This is a genomic window from Nocardia huaxiensis, from assembly GCF_013744875.1.
GTDB lineage: Bacteria > Actinomycetota > Actinomycetes > Mycobacteriales > Mycobacteriaceae > Nocardia > Nocardia huaxiensis.
Genome location: NZ_CP059399.1, coordinates 3867257 through 3889677, shown reverse-complemented (window position 1 = coordinate 3889677; position 22421 = coordinate 3867257). Strand labels below are relative to the sequence as shown.

Here is a 22421-nt window from a genome sequence, read left to right as displayed (position 1 = left end):
ATCGTTACCTATTGCAGTGCCTCAATAGAGTCGTTTACGGTAGTTTGCGTGAGTGATCGACTGTATTCAGTGGAGGAAGTAGCCGAACGCCTCGGCCTGCACGTCCGGACCGTCCGCGGTTACGTGCGCGATGGCAAACTCGCGGCCGTGCGCATCGGCAAGCAGTACCGCATCGCACAGGCGGACCTGGAAGCCTTCACCGGCCTGCCGGTACCGGACTCCGCACGCGAATCCACTGCCCGGGAACGCTTTTCGGAGGTGTCGAGCATCATCGAGATCGACGCCATCGATCCCGCGACCGCCGATCGGATCACCACCCTGCTGACCGGCGCGGCCCACAATCGCGACCCGGAGGATCAGCCGCTGCGCATCCAGACCATGCACGATCGCGAACGCGCGCGGCTGAAGGTCATTGTCGTCGGCGGTGTGGGCGATACGGCCCGGCTGCTCGAATACGTGGAGGGGGTGCTCGCGTCATGAGCACGATCTACAAATCGGAGGCCGGCGCGCAGGCGGTGCGACAGCACTACCGGGAAATGCTGCGCCACTGGCCCGTTCCCGCGGAGGAACGACATATCCCCACCCGGGAGGGCGACACCTTCGTCCTGATCTCCGGACCGCAGGACGCACCGCCGCTGGTGCTGCTGCACGGTTCGGGCGCGAACTCGACCAACTGGATGGGCGACATCGCTTCCTGGGCACGGCATTTCCGCACCTACTCGGTGGATATCGTCGGCGAGCCCGGTGGCAGCGCCCCGTCGCGCCCCACGCTGGGCACCGATGCCATCGCGCTGTGGCTCGACGATGTCCTTGCGGGCCTGGGAATTTCGGAGACCGCCCTGGTCGGCATGTCGCTGGGCGGCTGGCACGCACTGGATTACGCCATCCGCCGCCCCGGCCGCATCACCCGGCTGGCCCTGCTGTGCCCCGGCGGCGTCGGCAGACAGCGCTACGGCTGGCTGTTCAAGGCCCTGCTCATGCGCCTCACCGGCCGCGACCACCTGCGCCGCACCACCCGGCTGGTCACCGGCCTCGATGCCGAGCATCTGGAGCCGATCCTCGACGAGGTGGTGCTGACGTTCACGCATTTCAAGCCGCGCACCGAACGCCTGCCGATCTTCTCCGACGCCCGGCTGCGCACGCTGGCCATGCCGGTGCTGGTGCTCGTCGGCGGCCGCGACGTCATGCTCGACTCCGCCGAAACTGCCCGTCGCATAACCGAATCCGTTCCGGACGCCACCGTCGAACTGCTTCCCGAGGTCGGTCATGCCGTGCTCGGGCAGACCGCAACCGTGGAGAAGTTCCTGCGCTCATGAGCCGTACGCCCGGGGCCGTGGCCGGGGCGCACGCACCGGCGTCACCGATCCCCTAGGGTGCGACAGGTGACCAATTTTCCTGGCCCTGATCCGTTTTCGAACCCGTACGGTTCCGGTCAGCCGCCCGGTGGTCCGAGGCACTCGGCGCTGAGCCGGGTGTCGGGGGGACTGCTGGCACTGACCGGATCGCTGTTGCTCGCGGCCACGCTGCTGCCACTGCAGATCCAGTCCCAAACCCTGCTGGGCACCGAGTTCTCGACCCGCACCACGGCCTGGCAGATGAAACTCTCCGGCACCACCGGCGCCACCACGGTTCTGCAGTGGCTCGGCGTCGCCCTCACCCTCGCCGCCATCACCGCGCTGATCGCGGGCGTCCTGCTGCTCGCCGGTTTCGCGGCCCGCAGCCGTGCGGTACGGATTCTCGGAACCTTTTCCGCGGCACTGGGTTCCGGCGTCGCCCTCACCACCGTCCTGAGCAGCACCGCCCCCGAGGTCTCCAACATGGAGGCCACCCACGGCGCCGGCTACTGGCTGTCGGTCTTCGCGATGGTGGTCGCCCTGGCCGCACTGGCAACCGGCCTGGCCGCCGACCGCGCCGTCCCCGGCCCGCCCGACCGTTCCCGGGACGCGATCGCGGGCACCCTGCTGCTCCTGTCGGCCATCGTGGCGATCACCGGCTCCTTCCTGAAACTGACCGGCGGCGGCGTCATCGAGGTCACCACCTGGGGAACCAAGTACCTGGACCAGGAAAACAACAGCTGGCAAGGCGCGGCCCTCGCCGCGAGCACCCTGGTGGCCGCACCGATCGCCCTGCTCCTGCTCACTCCCCTGGCCGCCCGCACCGCCCTGCTCCACCGCCTGGCGGTAGCAGCCGCCGCCCTCAGCATCGGCACCACCCTCACCGTTGTCCTGGACACCTCCAGCGACCTCTTCGCCGACTCGGCCGAGAAGAGCGACCTCGGCCCCGGCTACTGGGTCCTCATCATCGCCACCCTGCTGTCGCTGGCCGCCACCTTCACCGCCGTCCTGGCCATCCCCGCTCCCACCGATCCCCCGACACCGCAAATCCCTGGCGGGCAACCGTTCTCACCGCACCACCCCAACTCCGGCCGGCCGTACCAGCAGCTCTCCGCTCAACCACATCCGTATCCGGCTCAGCAGCAGCACTTTCCGGTCCAGCAGCAGTCCTACCCCGGACAACCGCAACCCGGATATCAGGCTCCACAACAGTTCCCGGGTCAGCAGGGCGGCTATCCGCCACCCACCGGCGGTCCCGCGCACTGAAGTCTCGAAACCCATCGCAGGCGGGTGGAGCTCCCGGCCGAACCGCCGAGCGCCACAACTGTTCCGAGGGGAAGTCCGGGTATCCGGCTCGCCCTCGACCGCTGGTCGCCCTGCGGTGAGGTGTCGAATCAGCCAGTGACGCAACCACTCCCGGTTTCCGGAGCTGTCACGTCGCGAACTCCGGACGGCGCGCCGTCACGCACGCTCCCCACGATCGCGAAGCGAATCACCGGGACACCGGGATGGACCTGTCGGGTGCACATCCCGGCTAGGGTCGCAGTGTGAGCGAGATGGAAGGCCCCGGAACGTACCCGCATCCGTACGAACCGCTCCGGCCTGCCGACGGTCCCCGGCCCGGCCCTGCGCCCGGCCCCTATCCGGGCGGCTCATATCAACCCGGTCCGCCCTACCCGCCCGGTCCCGCAGCGGCGCCCGGATCGACCGGCGGCAATTCGTTTCCGGGCGGACCCGCACCCTCCGGCACGCCGGGCGCGGGCTATTCGCCGGGTGGGATCAATCCGGGCCCGCCGAGTCACCCCGGGATGCCGGGCCTGCCGGCGGGCCAGGTTGCGCCGATCGGCCAAGGGACGCCGGGCAATTCGCCGGGCAGTGCAGCTCTGGGCCGGCTGGCCGGGGCGCTGCTGCTGTCGATCGCGGCGCTCGGTGTGCCCGCGTCCTTCCTGCCGCTGGTGGAGTTCGACGAGGCGTTCCTGGATATACAGATGTCGCTGACCTGGAGTGCGTGGCATTTCGGCGGCGGGGCCGATGACACCCCGCAGGTGATCGGGGTGGCGATCACCCTGGCCGCGGTGGTCGCGCTGATGGGCGGGGTGATGCTGGCGGCCGGGGGCGGGCGGCGGGCGGGCGCCCGCGGTATCGGGTATCTGGCCGCCGGGATCACCCTGGGCGTGACGCTGGCACTGGTGGCCGCACTTGTCGTCTACGTGAAGTCCTACGACAGCGCGGAAATGGACGAAGAGTTCCTGTTCGAGAGCACCGTGGGGCCCGGATTCTGGCTACTGGTCTGCATGGCCGTCCTGGCGGCGATCACCTTGCCGATCCTATTGCTCGCCCACCGCCGAGCGATCGGGATGCCGCGGCCGGGTCGGGCAGCGGATGGTGTGACGGGCGTACTGCTACTACTGGCGGCAGCACTGACAATCACCGGCTCGCTGCTGGACCTGCTGGAAAAGAGCAACGCCTGGGGCTTCACCGGCGAGGACGAGTCGGCCCTCACCTGGCAGGGACCGGTCCTGACCCTCACCGCAACCCTCTCGATCGCAATGGCGTTCGCACTGTTCTCCAGGCTTCCCGTCAAATTCCGCCAGGTACGGGGGCTCGCCGTGTTCGTGTCGGGCCTGGCGGTCGGCGCACCGCTCGCCGTCGTCTGCGACACGGAATCGGTAAACCTGAGCCTGGCAGACCTGCTCACCGAGTCACTGGGTCCCGGCTTCTGGGTGCTCACGGTCGCCACCGTGACAGCCTGGGCCGCAGCCATTTCCAGCCTCGCCGCCCAGCGCGAGCTGGAGATTCCCGCCACCACCTGGCCTCCCGCCGCCGGGCAGCCGTATTACCCGGCGCCGCAACAGTATCCGGCCCACCCCGCACCACAGACCTACGCCGCTCCGCCGCAGACGCCTCCGGCCCCGCCGCAGCTGGTCCAGGAGGAACCCTGGCAGCAGACGGCGGGGCCGGAGGCGTAAGCCGTTGACCGGCTAGAGAATTCGCGACAGGAACGCTTTGGTGCGATCGTGCTGCGGGTTGGCCAGCACTTCGCGCGGATTCCCGGATTCGACCACGACGCCGCCGTCCATGAACACCAGCTGATCGGCCACCTCGCGGGCGAAGCCCATTTCGTGCGTCACGACCACCATGGTCATGCCCGACTGCGCGAGTTCCCGCATGACGCCGAGCACCTCGCCGACGAGCTCCGGATCCAGCGCGGAGGTCGGCTCGTCGAAGAGCATGAGTTTGGGATCCATGGCCAGCGCCCGCGCGATGGCGACCCGCTGCTGCTGCCCGCCGGACAGCTGCGCCGGATACGCATCGGCCTTGTCCGCCAACCCGACTCGCGCCAGCAGCTCCTTGGCGCGGGTCACGGCGTCGGCCTTCTTGATCTTCTTCACCTGGGTGGGCGCCTCGATGATGTTCTCGAGGACCGTCCGGTGCGGGAAGAGGTTGAAGTGCTGGAACACCATGCCGATATCGCGACGCTGCCGAGCCGCCTCGCGCGGATGCAGTTCGTAGAGCTTGTCGCCCTTCTCGCGGTAGCCGACGAGCTCACCGTCCACGTACAGCCGTCCGGCGTTCACCTGCTCCAGGTGATTGATGCAGCGCAGGAAGGTGGACTTGCCCGAACCGGAGGGGCCGATCAGGCACAGCACCTCGCCGCGCTTCACCTCCAGCGTGATGCCCTTGAGCACCTTGACCGAGCCGAAGTTCTTGCACACCTTGTCGGCGCGCACCATCGGCGTATCCGAAACCATTGCGGCCTTGCTTGTTTCGATGCTCACTGGTCTCCCAACGCCGAGCGCTGCATCGAAGCCATGGCCTTGAGCTGCTTGCCGGTCAGCTTCTTCGACATACCGCGCGAGTAGTACCGCTCCAGGTAGAACTGGCCGACCATGAGCACGCTGGTGATGGCCAGGTACCAGGTGGCGGCCACCAGCAGCAGCGGGATCGGCTGGAAGTTCACGCTGTAGATGTCGCGCGCCCGCCCGTACAGGTCGGTGGTGAGCGGGATGGCGGTCACCAGCGAGGTCGTCTTCAGCATGGAGATGAGTTCGTTGCCGGTCGGCGGGATGATCACCCGCATGGCCTGCGGCAGCACGGTGCGCCGCATGGTCTGCGCCCACGACATGCCCAGCGCGGTCGACGCCTCCCGCTGCCCCTCACCCACGGAATTGATTCCGGCACGGACGATTTCGGCCATGTACGCGGCCTCGTTCAGACCGAGGCCGAGCATGGCGAAGAAGAACGGAGCCTGCCAGCCCTGCACATCGAAATCCGCCAGCGACGGGCCGAACGGCACACCGACGGTGATCGTCTTGTACAGCGACGGGAACAGGCCCCAGAACACCAACTGCACGTAGACCGGCGTCCCGCGGAAGATCCACAGGTACGCCCACGACACCGACCGCAGCACCGGATTCGGCGACAGCCGCATGACCGCCAGCACCACGCCCAGCACCACGCCGATGGTCATGGCGAGCACGGTCAGTTCCAGGGTCACCAACGCGCCCTTGGCGATTCGCGCGTCGCGCAGATACTTCCAGTAGGTGTCCCAGTGGTAGGCCGGGTTGGTCTTGGCGCCCCACAGGAACAGCCCCAGCAGCACCAGGATCACCGCGGCCGCGATCCACCGGCCCGGCCGTCGCAGCGGAATCGCTTTGATCGGCTCGGGCTCGGATTCGGTCGCGACCGCGGGGGTGGAAGCCGCGGGCTTGGTCTCGTCTTGCGACATGTGCGGTTACTGCGCTCCGTTGATGACGGACTTGGTGATCACGCCGGCCGCGACGTTCCAGTTCTCGGCGATCTTGCGGGCCTGGCCGTTGTCCATCAGATACTGGACGGCCTCCTGCAGCACCGGTCCGAGCGCGGAGCCCTTCTGCACCGGCCAGCCGTACGGCGCGGAGTCGAACATCTTGCCGGTGGTCTCGATGGTGTCCTTGTTCTGGTCCACGGCGTAGATGGTCACCGGCAGGTCGGCGGACATGGCGTCGACCTGTCCCTGCACCAGCGCGGTCGCGGCCTGGGACTGCTCGTCGTAGGCGACCTTCACGATCTCCGGCTTGCCCTCGGCGACGCACTTGGCGCTCTTGGCCGGGATCTCGTCGGTGTCCTGAACGGTGGTGCGCTGCACCGCGACTCGCTTACCGCAGGCATTGTCCGGATCGACCGCCTTGCCCTTCTGCTGCGCCCACTGGGTGCCGACCTGGAAGTAGGTCACGAAGTCGACGGTCTTCTCGCGTTCCTTGGTGTCGGTGAACGAGGACATGCCGACGTTGTAGGTGCCCGTCTCGATGGACGGAATGATCTTCTCGAAGTCGGATTCACGGTAGTCGGCCGTCAGGCCGAGCACCTTGGCGACCGCGTCCATCAGGTCCACGTCGAAGCCGACGATCTTGCCGTCCGCGTTCTTGAACTCGTTCGGCTGATACGGCACGTTCACGCCGACGACCAGCTTGCCGGACTGCTTGATGGCGTCCGGGACCTTGGCCGCGATGGTTTCGACCTTCGCGACCTCGACCTTGGCGACATCGTCGCCGCCCTCGGTGTTGCTGGTACACGCGGTCAGCGCGAGCGCGCCGCCGGCGATCACACACAGGGCGCGCGCGGCACGCCCGCGCATTGAAATACGAACAGACACAGGTCCTCCACAGTTCGGGTGCGCGACATCCGGATGCCGCCCGCCGTTTGAAATGTAGGCGAGTCGGTCGGTCCATGCGGGCCGGTTACCGAACATTAATCGGCGATACCTTGCAGCAACGCCGATACACGCCCGGACCCGGAAGTGCGCTCACCAGCGGTGCAGCCGTGCCCGCACCTGCTCGGTGAATTCGGTCGTAGATGCTAACCCACCCAAATCCGACGTAGCTACACCAGCCCGCAACGTCTCCGCTACTGCGTGTTCAATTCGGTCCGCCAGACGGTAGAGCGCACTGTGCACGTCACGGGTGCCGAGCCAGCGCAGCATGCCCACCGCCGACAGCAGCATGGCCACCGGATTGGCGCGATTGTGGCCGGCGAGCGTAGGGGCCGCACCGTGCACGGCCTGGGCCATGGCCTGGGTGTCCGAGCTGTTGAGGGAGGCGGCCATGCCGAGCGAACCGCTCAGTTCGCCGGCCAGATCGGAGAGGATGTCGCCGAACAGGTTCTCGGTCACGATGACGTCGAAGTCGGCCGGATTGCGGACCAGCAGGGCGGTCATGGCGTCCACGTGCTCGTCGCGGGTTTCCACGTCCGGATACTGTTCGGCCACTTCGTAGCACACGTCTCGGAACATGCCCATGGTCATGGGCAGCACGTTCGCCTTGTGCACGATGGTGACCTTCTTGCGGCGCCGGGTCGCGATCCGGAACGCCTGGTGCGCAATGCGTTCGATGGCCCCATGGGTGAAAACGCCTACGGCGAGCGCGGTGTCGGCGGTCGGCTGGAACTCCCCGGAGCCGGCGAACATGTTTCGGTCGGCGTAGAGGCCCTCGCTGTTCTCCCGGACGATGATCAGATCCATCTCGTCGGCCACCGACCGCACATCCGGATGTGTGCGCGCCCAGCGGATGTTCGCGTAGAGGCCGAAGCGTTTGCGGACCGCGCCGGCGGGCGGCAGTCCGGCGCGATACTCGGGGGCGTAGGAGGCATTGTCGTGCGGGCCCATGATCCAGGCGTCGAGGCCGGCGAGGGCCTTCAGGGTCTGCTCGGGCATGGGGTCGCCGAACTCGGCGATGGCGGCGTGGCCGATGAGGAGCGGCACCCATTCGACGGGCGGCAGCTCCAATACCTTCAGTGCCTCGTCCACCACGTCGCGGGTGGCTCGCACTATCTCCGGCCCGATGCCGTCGCCTTCGATCAGGCCCAGCCGAAGCCGGGTCTCGGTGTTGCTCATGCCGGATATCCTCGCGTATCGGGCGCTGTCCGCAACACGGCGGCACACTCCGGAGCACAATTCGAGACCTGGGTGGCGACTCGGGACAATGCCCGTTATGGGTGATTCGGGAGGTTTGCGGCGGTGGTGCAGTCGGTCGAACTGATCCTCGACGAGACGAGCGAGGCGGAGATTCACCGTCAGTGGCAGACGCTGGCGGCGGCCGGATTGCACGCGCCGTCACCGGCCCATCGGCCGCACATCACCGTGGCGGTCGCCCAGGAGATCTGGCCTCGACTCGATAAAACCTTGGGGCAACAGGGATTTCAGCCATTCCCGCTTCGACTGGGCGGCCTGCTGGTGTTCGGCGCGCGCTCGCCGATCCTGGTGCGCGCGGTGGTGCCCTCCGCCGAGCTATTGACCTTGCAGCACAAGATCTTCGAGGTGATCGCGGCCTGCCCGGGAATCCCCACCAATCTGCGTCCCGATGCCTGGACCCCGCATGTGACGCTTGCTCGTCGTTTGCGGGAGGGACAGTTGCAGGCCGCACTGGACGCGGTCGGGTCCGATCGGGACTACCGGGCTACGGTTGTGGGTATCCGGCGGTGGGACGGAGATCGGCGGCTCGAGTGGCCGGTCGCCTAGGGAACACAACCGAACCGCCCGGTGTTGGACCGGGCACAAGACGACACGAGAGGATGCCATGGCCACCCAGACCCTGACCGAGCAGAACTTCGACGAAACGGTCACCAGCAACGACGTCGTACTGGTCGACTTCTGGGCCTCGTGGTGCGGCCCCTGCCGCTCCTTCGCCCCCACCTTCGAAGCCTCCTCGGACAAGCACCCCGATGTGGTGCACGGCAAGGTCGACACCGAGGACCAGCAGGGACTCGCCGCCGCCGCGAACATTCGCTCGATCCCGACCATCATGGCCTTCCGCGAGGGCGTCCTCGTCTTCGCCCAGCCCGGCGCCCTTCCGCCCGCCGCCCTCGAAGACCTCATCACCCAGGTGAAGGCCCTCGACATGGACGACGTCCGCAAGCAGCTCGCCGAGCAGCAGCAGGCCTGAGCGCTCCCGCGCACACCGAATGCGCCGCGACCCAGAAGGGTTGCGGCGCATTCGTTTTGGGTCAGCCGAGCGAGTTGATACCGGCGATCATGGCGCGGACAGTGGATTCCGCGCTGTCGTCGGCGATGGCGGCGCCCCAGCCGCGGCGGCCGTTGAATTCGCACTGGACGAAGGTGGCCATGCCGGATTCGGTGCGGCGCTGGTGGAACTGGAGGATTTCGACCGGATAGCCCTCGTCGTAGAGGGCCGAGGTCAGGGCCGCGACGGGGCTTCCGGTGGCGGTCACCGTGCGGAGGTGGCCGGCGAATTCGAGGGTCGCGGTGAATTCGGCGGCGCGGCGGTGGGTGTATTCGCCGAGTTTGATCGGGCCCGCGTGTCCGCAGTACCGGTCGTAGAACTCGGCGGGGGTCATGCCGGTGCTTTCGGCCTTCAGGCTCTTGGGGGCAGCGGCGATGAACGTGTGTGTATCGAGTGTGATGGTCATTGAACTAGGTCTTCCCGACTTCTTCCCAGAATTTGGCAGAGGGGACCAGCGCAAAAAGAGTTCAAACGGCCGCAGCGAGGGGCCGGTCCGAATCAGACCCCGCTACGGCGGAGAACTACGAGTACTCGCACAGCAGCCACCATCGCGGTAAGCGGAATGAGCGCGGCGCGGTCGCGGTCGGCGACACGAAGCACTGCGCTGCGGCTGTGGGCGGGATTCGGCACGGCACCGAGCATAGGGGCAGACCCACGCATTGGCAACCATATTCGCAATCGACCCACGAGTAACTTCGCCGCAGGTCACCTACCGTGTGGCGGAGCCCACGCCACGCCGGGATGACACAATGAACACCGCTGCCAGACGCTCGCGCCAACTCTCAGTGAATACCGGACCATCCGGACTGTCCGAGGAGTATCGCGATGACCGATCCGAAGCTTCAGAGCACCATCAACGCATTGCTCGGCTGCCACCGCAGCTGCATCCGGCAAGTGGGCGAATCCATCGACAAGGGCGGAAATCACGCCGCCCGAACCCATATCACCGCCCTGATGGATTGCGCCGACGTCTGCCGACTCGCCGGCGACATGCTCGACCGGCATTCGACGTGGACTTCCAGTCTGTGCGAATTGGCCGCGGAAGTGTGCTCGCGCACCGCCGATACCTGCGAACGCCTGGGAGAGGTGGCCTGCGCCAACGCCTGCCGCGCCGCCGCAGACCTCAGCGCCGACCTCGTGGGGCAATTCGCGCGCTGAGCAAGATCATGGAGCTCTGGTGGGCGGGCGGAAAAGTCCCGTTCCGGCGGGAAGACTGGCTGTGGTTCCGTTCTCGAGATCACGAACAGAGATCAGCAGGACCTGGTGGCGGCATTTCGCGAGAGCTACCCGCCATCAGGTCCTGGTGATCTTGTTGTTAGTGGGCTGCGGCGTCCCAGCTGCGGCCTACGCCTACCGAGACCTCCAAGGGGACGGAGAGTTCTATGGCGTTGGACATGTGTTCTCGGGCAAGGGATTCCAGGGCTTCGCGTTCGCCGGGGGCTACCTCGAAGACGAGTTCGTCGTGGATTTGGAGGAGCATGCGGGACTCGAGGCCCGCGTCGCGGATGGCGCGCTGGGTGTCGATCATGGCGACCTTGATGATGTCGGCGGCCGTGCCCTGGATGGGGGCGTTGAGGGCCATGCGTTCGGCCGCCTCGCGGCGTTGGCGGTTGGACGAGTCGAGGTCGGGCAGGTAGCGGCGGCGGCCAAAGAGGGTTTCGGTGTAGCCGGTTTTGCGGGCCTTGTCCACGGCGTCTTGGAGGTAGTCGCGGATGGCGCCGAAGCGGTTGAAGTAGATGTCCATTTGGACCTTCGCCTCGTCGGCGCTGATCTTCAACTGCTGGGACAGGCCGTAGGCGGACAGGCCGTAGGCGAGACCGTACGACATGGCCTTGATGCGGCGGCGCAGTTCGGGGTCGACGTCGGCGATGGGGATGTCGAAGGCCTTGGAGGCCACGAAGTTGTGCAGGTCCTCGCCGGAATTGAAAGCCTCGATCAGGCCCTCGTCCTTCGACAGGTGGGCCATGATCCGCATTTCGATCTGGCTGTAGTCGGCGGTCATGAGCGACTCGTAGCCGGGGCCGACCACGAAGGTGTCACGGATGCGGCGGCCGGTGTCGGTGCGGATCGGGATGTTCTGGAGATTCGGCTCGGTCGAGGAGAGGCGGCCGGTGGCTGCGACCGTCTGGTTGAAGGTGGTGTGGATGCGGCCGTCGTCGGCCACCGACTTCAGCAGGCCGTCGACGGTGACCTTCAGGCGGGTGGCGTCGCGGTGTTCCAGCAGGTGCTGCAGGAACGGGTGCTGAGTCTTCTCGTAGAGGCTCTCCAGCGCGTCGGCGTCGGTGGTGTAGCCGGTTTTGGTGCGCTTGGTTTTCGGCATGTCGAGTTCATCGAACAGGACCACCTGGAGCTGTTTGGGCGAGCCGAGATTGATCTGTTTGCCGATCACGCCGTACGCGGAATTGGCGGCATCGGCCACGCGGTCGGCGAACTGGCGCTGGAGTTCCTCGAGCTGCGCGGCGTCGACGGCGATGCCGGCGTGCTCCAGGTCGGCGAGGACGCTCAGGAGCGGGAGTTCCATATCGCCGAGCAGGGCGGTGGATTCGATGCGGTCGAGTTCGGTGTCGAAGGCGTCGGCGAGATCGAAAACGGCTCGGGCGCGCAACATCTGGGCATTCGCGACCTCGGCGTCGACCTGGTCTTCGTCGTCGAGCAGGGACAGCTGGGTCTCGCCGGCATTGTCCACGCGCAACTCGCGGCTCAGGTAGCGCAGGGAGAGGTCTTCGAGGTTGAAGGTGCGCTGGCCGGGGAGGATCAGATAGGCGGCGAGGGCGGTGTCGCTGGTGAGGCCGCCGAGGACCCAGCCGCGGCCACGCAGGGCGTGCATGGCGGACTTGGCCTCGTGCAAGGCTTTCGCGGTCTCGGGGTCGGCGAGCCAGGCGCCGAGCGCCTTCTCGTCCTCGGGGGTCAGGGTGTGGACGTCGATATAGGCGCCCTCACCGTCGGCGGCGGCCAGGGCGATGGCCTGCACGTCGCCGTGGACGGGCGAGCCGACGCCGACCACGGAGACGCCATGGCGCACACCGGATTTGGCGTGTTCGGCCAGCCAGTCGGCTACCGTGCCGGCGGCCAGGGCGCTGCCGCTGATCTCGAAGCCGGACTCGGCTTCGGGCTCCACGGGGGCGAGGGTGTCGAAGAGGCGGTCACGCAGGACACGGAACTCCAGCTCGTCGAACAGGGAGTGGATCTTCTCGCGGTTCCACGGCTGCACGCCCAGTTGCTCGGGCGTGTACGGGAGCGGGACGTCCTTCACCATCTCGGTGAGCTGACGGTTCAGCACGACGCTGGACAGGTTGGCGCGCAAGGCATCTCCGACCTTGCCCTTGACCTTGTCGACCTGATCGACGAGCGTTTCGAGGCTGCCGTACTCGCGGACCCATTTGGCGGCGGTCTTCTCCCCCACGCCGGGGATGCCGGGCAGGTTGTCGGACGGGTCGCCGCGCAGGGCCGCGAAATCGGGGTACTGCTGCGGGGTCAGGCCGTACTTCTCCTCGACCGCGGCGGGGGTGAAGCGGGTGAGCTCGGAGACGCCCTTCTTCGGGTACAGCACGGTGACGTTGTCATTGACCAACTGCAGGGAGTCGCGGTCGCCGGTGACGATCAGGACCCGGAAGCCCTCTGGCACGGCCTGCGTGGTGAGGGTGGCGATGACGTCGTCGGCCTCGTAGCCGTCGATGGCCATGACCGGAATGCCCAGTGCCCCCAGCACTTCCTGGGTGATCTCCACCTGACCGCGGAACTCGTCCGGCGTGGTGATGCGGTTGGCCTTGTACTCCGGGTACGCCTCGGTGCGGAAGGTCTTGCGGCTCACATCGAACGCCGCGGCCACATGGGTGGGCTTCTCGTCGCGCAGCAGGTTGATCAACATCGCGGTGAACCCGTACACCGCGTTGGTGGTCTGGCCGCCCGCGGTCTTGAAGTTCTCCGCCGGCAGCGCGTAGAACGCGCGGTAGGCCAGCGAATGCCCGTCCAGCAGCAGCAACGTGGGCTGCTCACCGGAGCCGGAGGCAGACAGGACACTCGGACGCTGATCGGTAGAGGCTGAGGTCACGCACAGAGCCTAGCCACGACCACCGACAACCGCGCGCACCGGGCGCGCGGGCTCGCCGCCGGACCTCCTCCGGCGAACCTGGATCCACTTTTCGGTTAATCATGAAAACTTTCCGAAATCATTTATAGCGCAACAGGTCTCGGCGGCGCAGCCGTACCCTTTCCGTGGGGACGGCAACGGAAGGAACACACCATGTCGTTGATACCCGGCGCGACCGCCATCGGACGCGGATTCAATATTCTCGGTGAGTACAGCGCCAACTCGTTGATGGACCAGATAATCGATCTCGGTCCCGATACCAGGACCTGGGAATACCCGCCGACCGGGACCGTCTATTCGGTTCCGGACAATGCCGGGCCGGTGGAGTTCACGCACACCACGGGTTCCTCCTACGTGTACAACACGATCGAACAGTTCCAATCGCACTTTTCACAGAAGGCGGGGGTGCAGGCGTCCTACGGCGGATGCAGCGCGCAATTCGATCTTGCCTACAAAAAGACGGAAACAACCGACCAGTCGTACTACTACTGCATTTTCGAAGCCGACTTCACGGCGTGGAAGCTGAATGTCAACCACACCTCGTCGCAATGGGTCAGCTCGGATTTCAAGAACGACCCGGATGTGGCGAACCTGCCCGCCACCTTCACGCCGCAGAATCAGGAGAAGTTCTTCACCGTATTCCGCAAGTGGGGAACACATCTGGTGACACAGGTGACCGTGGGTGGCAGCCTCGACTACTACGAGGCCGTGCAAACCCTGTACTCCTCCAACGAGGAAACCGTGCGGGCGAACGTGACGCTGGAGTACAACGCCGTCTTCGTCTCCAGCAAGGCCGAATCGCAGACCGAGTGGGACACCCTGGGCAAGACGTGGGCCGACAGCCGGATCGTCACGGTCAATGCCACCGGGGGTGACATCAGCCTGCTGAACTCGCTGACCCCCGGCTACGGCTCCTCGGACTCGGTCCAATTCGATGCCTGGTCCAAAGAGTTGATGAAGAATCCCGCCGCCGTCGAGTACGAACTGCGGCCGCTGAACGTATTGTTCTCCGGCGATCAGGCGTCGGCGGTGTCAGAAGCCCTGGAGGCCTACACCAATGGCGCGATCTTCACCTACGCCTCCACCGATTACGCGCAGGGCAAAGCGCCGGGCGGCGGCAATGTGCTCACGGGGTGGGGCATTCTCGCCAATGGCAATGTGGCGGTACCGAACCCGCCGGTGACCCCGCCGCCGCCCACCGTGGTGGCTCCCGGACAGGCGGCACCGGTCGGCGGATATCAGCTGGCGTTGTTCGATCAACTGACCTTCGAACCGATCATGTCCCACCTGTATTACCAGACCTACGAACCGAATTCGCTGTCCCCCGACCCGTCCATCTATACCACGATGATGAACGATCTGAATGCCGTCACCGCTCGCGGCTATGTGGCGGCCGTGAGCGGTTTCGCCATCGACCTCCTGAACTATCCGTCCCAGGATTTCCAGCACTGGCTGCTCAGCATCGGAGCCACCATGGCCGGCTGGAAGAAATTCATCGGCTACCCCGACAAGGCCGGCTCGGCCTGCTATGTCGTCGTGGGCAGACAGGGCGCGGCACCGGGAATGGCACTCGAACTACTCCAGGCCGTCTACTCCCCCAATGACTGGCTCAACGAGCCCTACTACTTCAACATGAACGCCTCGGTGGTCGCCCTCACCTACGCGCGCACCGCCAACGCGATCAGCAAGGAGCACACCATCGGCTCCATCGCCGAAGCCGAACCCATGCCTCCCGAACAACCACAGCACCCGGGACACGGCCACAAGCCGCCGCGCGGCCGCGACAAGGAGCACGCCCCGAAGCGCCGCCCCTGACCCCGCTCGGGCAAACCCGGCGTTGATCAGTGCATTCGCCCCGCTCGACGCCGGACCCCAACGCCTTGCCGGAAAACGGATTTCGCTCCCGCGCCGTCACCTGGTAGCGTGACGCCACGCCAAGGGGCGTAGCTCAACTGGCAGAGCAGCGGTCTCCAAAACCGCAGGTTGCAGGTTCAAGTCCTGTCGCCCCTGCAAACGGCTCCGGGCCGGGCACTCGATCACCGAGCGCCCGGCCCGCAGTCTTTCCAGCGGGCGCCTCCCCGAAGACAGCGAAATCTGCTGCGGCTCAATCGATCATGGCAGGATCGACGGGATGGACCTGATACCGCACAACCCCACCGACGGCGTCTACCCCGCCACCGGCGACTACATCCATGCCCACGAGGTGCGCGATGCCAGCCGATTCCTGTTCATCTCCGGCACCATGGGCCTGGACCCCACCGGTCGGCCGGGCGCGACACTGGAAGACCAACTCGACCTGATCTGGTCCAACATCCGGCGGATCCTCGCCGCCGCGGACATGACCGTCGACAATATCGTCCGCACCACCGCATACCTCCGAGACGCCGCCTACGCCGAAACCAATGCCGAGGCCCGCGTAGCCGCCTTGAATGGGCGTGTCATCCCCACCACCTCGATCGTGGCCGCGACATTGGACAATGACTGGCTGGTCGAGATCGAGGCTATCGCGGCCGCCTGACGAGGAAGACCGGAATACGCGAGGTCGCGTGGTGACGATCGGGACGGTGCTCATCCTGGCTGCGACCGCGGTTTTCGCACTACGCGTGGATTGCGGAATGTACAGCGGGAAGCCGATTTCCAGCGTAGGGGCCGGAGACTGTGTAGGCGTTGCGCCAGGTGAGAAAGCGGCACAATTCTGGATCGTGCCCTGCGTCTCGGCGACTGCGGACTACCGGGTGACCGGGTTCTCCCCGTACCGGATCGAGGGCGAGGATATCGACGAGAGGGAACGCAGGATCTCGGGAGACTGCCGCGCGCAGGGCGCCTTGGTCTGGCTCAGCATTACGGGGCTGAACGACACGGGGGATTCCGCCAGGGCCCTCTGTGCGAATGGTATTCACCGGTGGTGGAAAGCGGAGGAATACCAGGGTCCGGTTACGGTCAGCAGATGACGGTCCACACGGACGCTCAGCAGCGCCTGTACGAGGTTTTCGCGCGAGTGCCGCGTCCTGCCGTCGTGGATGGTTGCCCGCACTGCGTCGAACCCGGTGCGGACAGCTGTCTGCCGGCGGTGCCGGTCAGCGAACTGGCTCCCGATCAGCTTGCCCGGTACGCGGCGAAGGCCATGACCACCTGGGGTGGCGTGGACGAATTCCAATACTCTCTCGAGAAGCAGGCTGTGACCGAGTTTCTGTACTCCTGGTGGCTGCACACGCTCGCCACGTACCCGGCACAAGTGGGAATCGAGACAGTGCTGTGCTCGATCGCCGTCACCGGAGTTGATCTGGGCCCGTTCCTCGATCAGTGGGCCGGGCTCGATACCGAGAGCGCGTTCCTTCATCTGTGCGATCTCGACGGCAGTCGGCCGTTCACCGGATTCTGGTCCAGAGAGACTGCCGGGGTCGTCGAGGCATGGCTGGCCGAACGTTGAGGGTTGCGCACCGGATCCGGCCTGGGCCAACACTATTCGGGGATTTCTGGCCGGATTGGCAGAAAAATGAACGAAAGTGTGGGCTCAGGCCGGTGGGTCAGCCGACGCCGAGGTAGGCGGATTTGACGGCGGGGTCGTGGAGGAGTTCTCGGCCGGGGCCGGTTTTGGTTACCTCGCCTGTTTCCAGGATGTAGGCACGGTGGCTGCGGGTCAGGGCCTGTTGGGCGTTCTGTTCTACGAGCAGGACTGTGGTGCCCTGGGCGTTGATGTCGGCGATGATTCGGAAGATCTGTTGAATCACCATGGGGGCCAGGCCCATTGACGGCTCGTCCAGCAGGAGGAGTTTGGGGCGGGCCATGAGGGAGCGGGCGATGGCCACCATTTGTTGTTCGCCGCCGGAGAGGGTGCCGCCCACCTGGGTGCGGCGTTCGGCTACTCGGGGGAAGAGGGAGAGGACCCAGTCGAGGGTTTCCTTGTATTCGGATTTCTGTTTGAAGGTGCGGGCGTAGCAGCCCATGTCGAGGTTTTCCTGGACTGTCATACCCGGGAAGATGCCTCGGCCTTCCGGGGCCTGGATCAGGCCCAGGGTTACTCGGTCGTGGGCTTTCACGCGGGTTATGTCTTTGCCCTGGAAGAGGATTCGGCCGCCGCTCAGGGGGAGGAGGCCGGAGAGGGCGCGCATGGTGGTGGTTTTGCCGGCGCCGTTGGCGCCGAGCAGGGTTACCAGTTCACCTTCGCTGACCGACAGGGAAATGCCGTGCAGGGCTTGGATTCTGCCGTAGTTGACCACCATGTCCTCGACTTCGAGGAGGGGGGTGGACGACTTCTTCTCGAGTGATGTCATGGGGCTTCACCCTCTTCCTCGTCGGGGACGCCCAGGTAGGCGGCGATGACCTTCGGGTTCTCGCGGATCTCGGTGGGGAGGCCGTCGGCGATCTTGCGGCCGAACTCGAGCACGACGATGCGGTCGGTGACACCCATGACCAGGCGCATGTCGTGTTCGATGAGCAGCACGGTGAAGCCGTCGTCGCGGATCTTGCGGATCAGATCCATGAGGGCGGACTTCTCGCTGGGGTTGAAGCCCGCGGCGGGTTCGTCCAGGCACAGCAGTTTCGGTTCGGTGGCGAGCGCGCGGGCGATCTCCAGGCGGCGCTGATCGCCGTAGGAGAGGTTGCGGGCCTTCTCCACCGCGCGCGGGGCGATTCCGACGAATTCCAGCAGCGCCATGCCTCTTTCGATGGCGTCGTGTTCCTCGCGGCGATGCCGGGCGGTGCGGAACACCGCGCCGGGAACCGAGGTCTTGTGCCGGGCGTCGGTGCCGACGACCACGTTCTCGAGCGCCGTCATCTCCCCGAACAAGCGAATGTTCTGGAAGGTGCGGGCAATGCCGAGCCGGGTGATCTGATTGCGTTTGAAGGTGGTGAGCGGTTTGCCGTCGAAGTAGACGGTGCCCGCCGCCGGCCGGTACACGCCGGTGATGGCGTTGAAGCAGGTGGTCTTGCCCGCGCCGTTGGGGCCGATGAGCCCGAGGATCTCGCCGCGGCGGATCTCGAAGGTCACATCGTCCAGGGCGGTGAGACCACCGAATTTCACCGTCAGTCCGTCGGTGCGCAGCAGGGGCTCGCCGACGGCGGTCTCGATTTCCCGGTGCGGCGCAACGACATCCGCGACCACGGACGCATCGGAGAGCACCGGCAGCACCTCGGTCACGTCGACCGTGCCCGCGCTGGTTTCCTCTTCCGGCGGGGCGGTGTACCCGGCCCGCATGTCTTCGTTGTCGAACAGCGCGCCACCCGCGCCCGGCCCGGTCATTGCTGAGCTCCTGTCGTCCCCGCGTCTTGGCCCGGCCTGCGCACCGCGCGGGTGATCTGCCGGCCGTAAGTGAGCAGTTTCTGCCGGACCGGGAACAAACCCTGCGGCCGGAAGATCATCATGACGACCAGCACGATGCCGAACATCAGATATTTGTAGTCGCCGAGGGACGTCCCGGCGACCTCCACCGAGCGCAGCCGGATGGGCAGCCAGGCGATCAGGAACGCGCCCATGATGACACCGAGCTTGTTGCCGGAGCCGCCGATGACGACCGCACACAGGAACAGCATCGAGTTGATGATGTTGAACACCGGCGGATTCACGAACTGCACCTGCCCGGCGTAGATCGCACCCGACAGCCCGCCGATGCCCGCGCCGATCATGAACGCCCACAGCTTGAACTTGAAGGTGGGCACGCCCATGATCTCGGCGGCGTCCTCGTCCTCGCGAATGGCGACCCAGGCGCGGCCGACGCGGCTGCGCTCCAGATTGCCGACGATCAGCAGCACCAGGATCACCAGCACGAAGGCCAGCCAGTACCACCACACGCCATTGTTGGCCTTGTCCAACAGGTTCGAGCTCTCGGGGTCACCGAAATGGCCGGAGGAGAAGTATCCGCCCGGCAGCTCCTCGGATTCGCCGAGCCGCGGGTAGGCGATGCCCGACAGCCCGAGGCTGCCATTGGTGACCTCGCCGAGATTGTCGGCGAGCAGGCGCACGATCTCACCGAAACCCAATGTCACGATGGCCAGATAGTCACCGCGCAGACGCAGGGTGGGGGTACCGAGAATCAATCCGGAGAACGCGGTGAGCGCCACCGCCAAGGGCACGCACGCCAGCCACGCCCACTCCGAGGAGAACACGCCGTCGGTCTTGTGCCACGGGCTCTCCGGGCTGGTGAGCAGACCGACCGTGTACGCGCCGACCGCGTAGAAGCCGACATACCCGAGGTCGAGCAGACCCGCCTGCCCCACAACGACATTCAAGCCCAGCGCGATCAGCGCGAACATGGCGAACTGCGCCATGACCAGCCCGAAACTGTATCCGGGAGTGTCGAGTCCGGGCGGCGGGTACAGCGGCAGCAGCGCCAGCACGATCAGCGCGGGCACGCCCACGGCCCACTGCATGGGCCGCGACAGCCCGTCCCACCAACTGCGGATCGCATCCCCCACGCCGCGCATATCGCGTTGCGGCGCAGTGGGTTTGGCCGGCCATTTGTCCTGTGTCGTCGTCATACCCGCGCCTTTCCGAGGCTCTCCCCCAGAATGCCGGTGGGCCGGATCATGAGAACCGCGACCAGCAGCACGAAGGCGACCACATCGCGCCAGGCCTCACCGAACAGGGCCTGGCCGTACATTTCCGCGACGCCCAGCAGCAGCCCGCCCAGCAGCGCACCGCGCAGATTGCCGATACCGCCGAGCACGGCGGCACTGAAAGCCTTGATGCCGAGCACGAATCCGCTCGTGTACATGATGCCCTCGGGCACCCGCAGGCTGAACAGCAGCGCGGCCGCACCGGCCAGCACGCCGCCGATGAGGAAGGTCAGCATGATGACCTTCTCGCGCGAGACGCCCATCAGCGTGGCGGTGTCCGGGTCCTGCGCGACTGCGCGAATGCCACGCCCGAATTTCGTTCTGTTGATGAGGATTTCGGTGGTCGCGGCGAGAACCACCGCGGCGAAGATGATGATCAGCGTGACATTGGTGACCGAGGCGCCGAACAGATTGAACTGTTCCTTGGCCTCCACCAGCTTGATCTTCTCCTGCGCGTTGTTGCCGCCCAGGCGCGCGAGTCCCAGCGCGTCACTGATCTCCGGCAGCACGTAGTGCACGAATTCCTGGATGACGAACGACATGCCGATCGCGGTGATCAGGAAGCTGAGCGGTCTGGCTCCGCGTTTGCGCAGCGGCCGATAGGCCACGCGCTCCAATCCCAATGCGGCGCCGCCCGATATCGCCATGCCGATCAGCATGGCCAGGCCGAGATACAGGATGGTCAGGAACATGCCCTGGTTGTAGGCATTGCCGCGGGGATCGAATCCGAGCAGCATCAATCCCACATACTGGCCGAACAATCCCAGCATGAAGATTTCCGAATGCGCGAAGTTGATCAGTCGCAGCACACCGTAGACCAGCGTGTAGCCGACGGCCACCAGCGCGTAGATCGACCCGTAGGTCAATCCCTCCACGGTCAGATCCCAGAACCGGTCGAAGAGTCCCTGTACGTCGAACCCGATCGAACCGGCGAGCACGGCCGAGTCGGCCAGCGCGGTTACAGTCATTCGTTACTCTCGCCATCGAGCCAGCAGCGTGCGCCGGCGGGCGGCGGGGTCTCCGCGCCCGGCAGCGCACGCTGCTCGCGAATTCCGTTGTCCTACTGGACCTTGTACATCCAGATCAGAGCAGAGGTGAGTTCACCGCTCTCGCTCCACTTGTACTGGCGTGCCAGCCCGGCTCCGTCGTAGCTGCGGACGAAGTCGAGAATGTCGGCGCGCGAGGTCTTTCCGGAGTCGATGGCCTTCAGCACGATGGTGGTGAGGTCGTAGCCCTCGACCGAGTACACGCCGGGAGCCTGGCCGTTGAGCGCCTCGTAGTCGGCGGTGAACTTCTCCGGAGCCGGACCACACGGGCAGGACAGCAGCGCGTCCTTGGTGGCGTCGCCACCCTGTCGCACGAACTGCGGATCATTGGTGCCGTCCGCAGAGACGAAGGTCGCGGTGACGCCGCTGGAGCGCAGCTGGTTCACGAACGGGGCGGCCTCGGCGTAGTAGCCGGCGTAGAAGATGGCGTCGGGGGCGGCGCCCTTCAGCTTGGAGACGGCGGCGGCGAAGTCCTTGTCGCCCTCCTTCACCTGCACCGAGCAGGCCGGGTCGGCGGCCGCGCCGAGGCCCTCGGTGACGGCGCGGGCCAGGCCGGTGCCGTATTCGGTGTTGTCCTGGGCGACGCAGATCTTCTTGAAGCCGGCCGCACCGGTCAGGTACTTGGCCACGGCCGGACCCTGCAGGTCGTCATTGGCCAGGCCGCGGAAGAAGGTCTTCCAGCCATTGGTGGTGAGGGTGGCGTTGGTGGCCGACGCGGTCAGCGTGGGCAGGCCGGCATCGCTGAGGATCTGGCCGGTCGCCTTGGTCTCACCGGAGAAGGTGGGGCCGATCAGGGCGGAGATCGACTGATCGTTGATGATCGTCGGGATGACCTGGGTGGCCTTCTGCGGGTTGCCCTCGGTGTCGAAGCGCTTGACGGTCACCTGGCAGTTGGGGTTGGCCGTGTTGTGCTGCTTCAGCGCCAGCTCGACACCCATGATGATGTTGATGCCGAGTGCGGAGTTCGGGCCGGTGAGCGGGCCCGCCATGGCAATGGTCTGGGGCTTGCAGGTGGCCTTGCCGTCACCCGCGGGGTCGGCCGCGGTGCTGGTGGTGCCGGCGGGCACCTCCTTGCCGGACGTGTCGATCTGCACCACCGGCTTGATGTTCAGGTTGCTGCCCGAACCCTTGTCGTCGTCGGACTTGCTGCTACAACCCGCCAGCACGATTGCCGCTGCCGCGCCGATGACCATCGCTCGCGCCGTGCGGGACTGCCGCAGGGTCGTGCGCGTCATTGAACCAAGCACGATTCACCTCTATGTTCTGTGCTCCCCGGCCAGCCGGGGAGGCCGCCTCATCTATCGGCCCGACCAGAACATATCCCTGCAACGTTAGCTCCGCATCACATTCGCATCATTCATGTGACATCGCAACAAACGAATTTGCCCAGCGTGTTTCG

General features: G+C 66.1%; 21 protein-coding genes and 1 tRNA gene. 11 read left to right on the top strand and 11 right to left on the bottom strand.

What is annotated here, in order from left to right; all coding sequences use genetic code 11:
- Positions 1 to 48: 48 nt before the first annotated feature.
- From H0264_RS17405 to H0264_RS17390, 4 genes are all read left to right on the top strand, one after another.
- Positions 49 to 480, top strand: coding sequence for a helix-turn-helix domain-containing protein (locus tag H0264_RS17405; protein WP_181584934.1), 432 nt, complete (start codon positions 49 to 51; stop codon positions 478 to 480).
- Entirely contained in the window at positions 477 to 1316 is an 840-nt protein-coding gene (locus tag H0264_RS17400) for an alpha/beta fold hydrolase (RefSeq protein WP_181584933.1), read from the top strand. Before H0264_RS17405 ends, H0264_RS17400 begins: the two co-directional genes overlap by 4 nt.
- A 66-nt stretch (positions 1317 to 1382) precedes the next feature.
- Complete coding sequence (locus tag H0264_RS17395; RefSeq protein WP_181584932.1) at positions 1383 to 2600, top strand: DUF7937 domain-containing protein; 1218 nt, start codon at positions 1383 to 1385, stop codon at positions 2598 to 2600.
- Between the two features lie 281 nt (positions 2601 to 2881).
- Positions 2882 to 4303, top strand: a complete 1422-nt coding sequence (locus tag H0264_RS17390; protein WP_181584931.1) for a hypothetical protein — start codon at positions 2882 to 2884, stop codon at positions 4301 to 4303.
- Between the two features lie 12 nt (positions 4304 to 4315).
- Here H0264_RS17390 and H0264_RS17385 read toward each other — a convergent pair whose 3' ends face one another.
- The 4 genes from H0264_RS17385 to H0264_RS17370 all read right to left on the bottom strand — a co-directional run bounded on the left by H0264_RS17385 (position 4316) and on the right by H0264_RS17370 (position 8205).
- Complete coding sequence (locus H0264_RS17385) at positions 4316 to 5068, bottom strand: amino acid ABC transporter ATP-binding protein (RefSeq protein ID WP_181585623.1); 753 nt, start codon at positions 5066 to 5068, stop codon at positions 4316 to 4318.
- A 41-nt stretch (positions 5069 to 5109) separates the two neighbouring features.
- Positions 5110 to 6063 carry an amino acid ABC transporter permease gene (locus tag H0264_RS17380; protein ID WP_181584930.1) on the bottom strand — a complete coding sequence of 318 codons (954 nt, stop codon included), beginning with the start codon at positions 6061 to 6063 and terminating at the stop codon, positions 5110 to 5112.
- 6 nt (positions 6064 to 6069) lie between these two features.
- A complete protein-coding gene (locus H0264_RS17375; protein ID WP_181585622.1) occupies positions 6070 to 6951 on the bottom strand; it encodes an ABC transporter substrate-binding protein in 882 nt (293 codons plus the stop codon).
- 168 nt (positions 6952 to 7119) lie between these two features.
- Complete coding sequence (locus H0264_RS17370; protein WP_181584929.1) at positions 7120 to 8205, bottom strand: isocitrate/isopropylmalate dehydrogenase family protein; 1086 nt, start codon at positions 8203 to 8205, stop codon at positions 7120 to 7122.
- A gap of 123 nt (positions 8206 to 8328) precedes the next feature.
- On the opposite strand from H0264_RS17370, the gene H0264_RS17365 reads away from it, so the two are divergent.
- The gene (locus H0264_RS17365) at positions 8329 to 8829 is read left to right on the top strand and encodes a 2'-5' RNA ligase family protein (protein ID WP_181584928.1); all 501 of its coding nucleotides are present in this window, start codon (positions 8329 to 8331) and stop codon (positions 8827 to 8829) included.
- A gap of 58 nt (positions 8830 to 8887) precedes the next feature.
- The gene (gene trxA, locus H0264_RS17360; protein ID WP_181584927.1) at positions 8888 to 9253 is read left to right on the top strand and encodes a thioredoxin; all 366 of its coding nucleotides are present in this window, start codon (positions 8888 to 8890) and stop codon (positions 9251 to 9253) included.
- Positions 9254 to 9314: 61 nt separating this feature from the next.
- On the opposite strand, the gene H0264_RS17355 is transcribed toward trxA, so the two are convergent.
- Positions 9315 to 9737, bottom strand: coding sequence for an alpha-isopropylmalate synthase regulatory domain-containing protein (locus H0264_RS17355; protein WP_181584926.1), 423 nt, complete (start codon positions 9735 to 9737; stop codon positions 9315 to 9317).
- A gap of 419 nt (positions 9738 to 10156) precedes the next feature.
- Between H0264_RS17355 and H0264_RS17350 the strand changes: the two genes are divergently transcribed.
- The gene (locus H0264_RS17350; RefSeq protein WP_181584925.1) at positions 10157 to 10489 is read left to right on the top strand and encodes a four-helix bundle copper-binding protein; all 333 of its coding nucleotides are present in this window, start codon (positions 10157 to 10159) and stop codon (positions 10487 to 10489) included.
- 157 nt (positions 10490 to 10646) lie between these two features.
- Here the strand turns inward: H0264_RS17350 and polA are convergent, their stop codons facing one another.
- A complete protein-coding gene (gene polA / locus H0264_RS17345) occupies positions 10647 to 13382 on the bottom strand; it encodes a DNA polymerase I (RefSeq protein WP_181584924.1) in 2736 nt (911 codons plus the stop codon).
- 192 nt (positions 13383 to 13574) lie between these two features.
- Between polA and H0264_RS17340 the strand changes: the two genes are divergently transcribed.
- The 4 genes from H0264_RS17340 (at position 13575) to H0264_RS17325 (ending at position 16851) form a co-directional block, all read left to right on the top strand.
- Complete coding sequence (locus H0264_RS17340; protein ID WP_181584923.1) at positions 13575 to 15236, top strand: MAC/perforin domain-containing protein; 1662 nt, start codon at positions 13575 to 13577, stop codon at positions 15234 to 15236.
- A 122-nt stretch (positions 15237 to 15358) separates the two neighbouring features.
- Positions 15359 to 15431, top strand: a tRNA-Trp gene (locus H0264_RS17335).
- 121 nt (positions 15432 to 15552) lie between these two features.
- Positions 15553 to 15939: a RidA family protein gene (locus H0264_RS17330; RefSeq protein WP_181584922.1), complete on the top strand. Its 387-nt coding sequence runs from the start codon at positions 15553 to 15555 to the stop codon at positions 15937 to 15939.
- A 429-nt stretch (positions 15940 to 16368) separates the two neighbouring features.
- Positions 16369 to 16851: a hypothetical protein gene (locus H0264_RS17325; protein WP_181584921.1), complete on the top strand. Its 483-nt coding sequence runs from the start codon at positions 16369 to 16371 to the stop codon at positions 16849 to 16851.
- Between the two features lie 97 nt (positions 16852 to 16948).
- Here H0264_RS17325 and H0264_RS17320 read toward each other — a convergent pair whose 3' ends face one another.
- The 5 genes from H0264_RS17320 to H0264_RS17300 form a co-directional block, all read right to left on the bottom strand.
- Complete coding sequence (locus tag H0264_RS17320) at positions 16949 to 17695, bottom strand: ABC transporter ATP-binding protein (RefSeq protein ID WP_181584920.1); 747 nt, start codon at positions 17693 to 17695, stop codon at positions 16949 to 16951.
- A complete protein-coding gene (locus H0264_RS17315; RefSeq protein WP_181584919.1) occupies positions 17692 to 18663 on the bottom strand; it encodes an ABC transporter ATP-binding protein in 972 nt (323 codons plus the stop codon). Before H0264_RS17315 ends, H0264_RS17320 begins: the two co-directional genes overlap by 4 nt.
- On the bottom strand, positions 18660 to 19898 hold the full coding sequence (locus H0264_RS17310; protein ID WP_181584918.1) for a branched-chain amino acid ABC transporter permease: 1239 nt from the start codon (positions 19896 to 19898) through the stop codon (positions 18660 to 18662). The genes H0264_RS17315 and H0264_RS17310 overlap by 4 nt, the downstream gene beginning before the upstream one ends.
- Positions 19895 to 20944: a branched-chain amino acid ABC transporter permease gene (locus H0264_RS17305; protein WP_181584917.1), complete on the bottom strand. Its 1050-nt coding sequence runs from the start codon at positions 20942 to 20944 to the stop codon at positions 19895 to 19897. Before H0264_RS17305 ends, H0264_RS17310 begins: the two co-directional genes overlap by 4 nt.
- Positions 20945 to 21036: 92 nt before the next feature.
- Positions 21037 to 22257: a branched-chain amino acid ABC transporter substrate-binding protein gene (locus H0264_RS17300; RefSeq protein ID WP_231086496.1), complete on the bottom strand. Its 1221-nt coding sequence runs from the start codon at positions 22255 to 22257 to the stop codon at positions 21037 to 21039.
- Between the last annotated feature and the right edge of the window lie 164 nt (positions 22258 to 22421).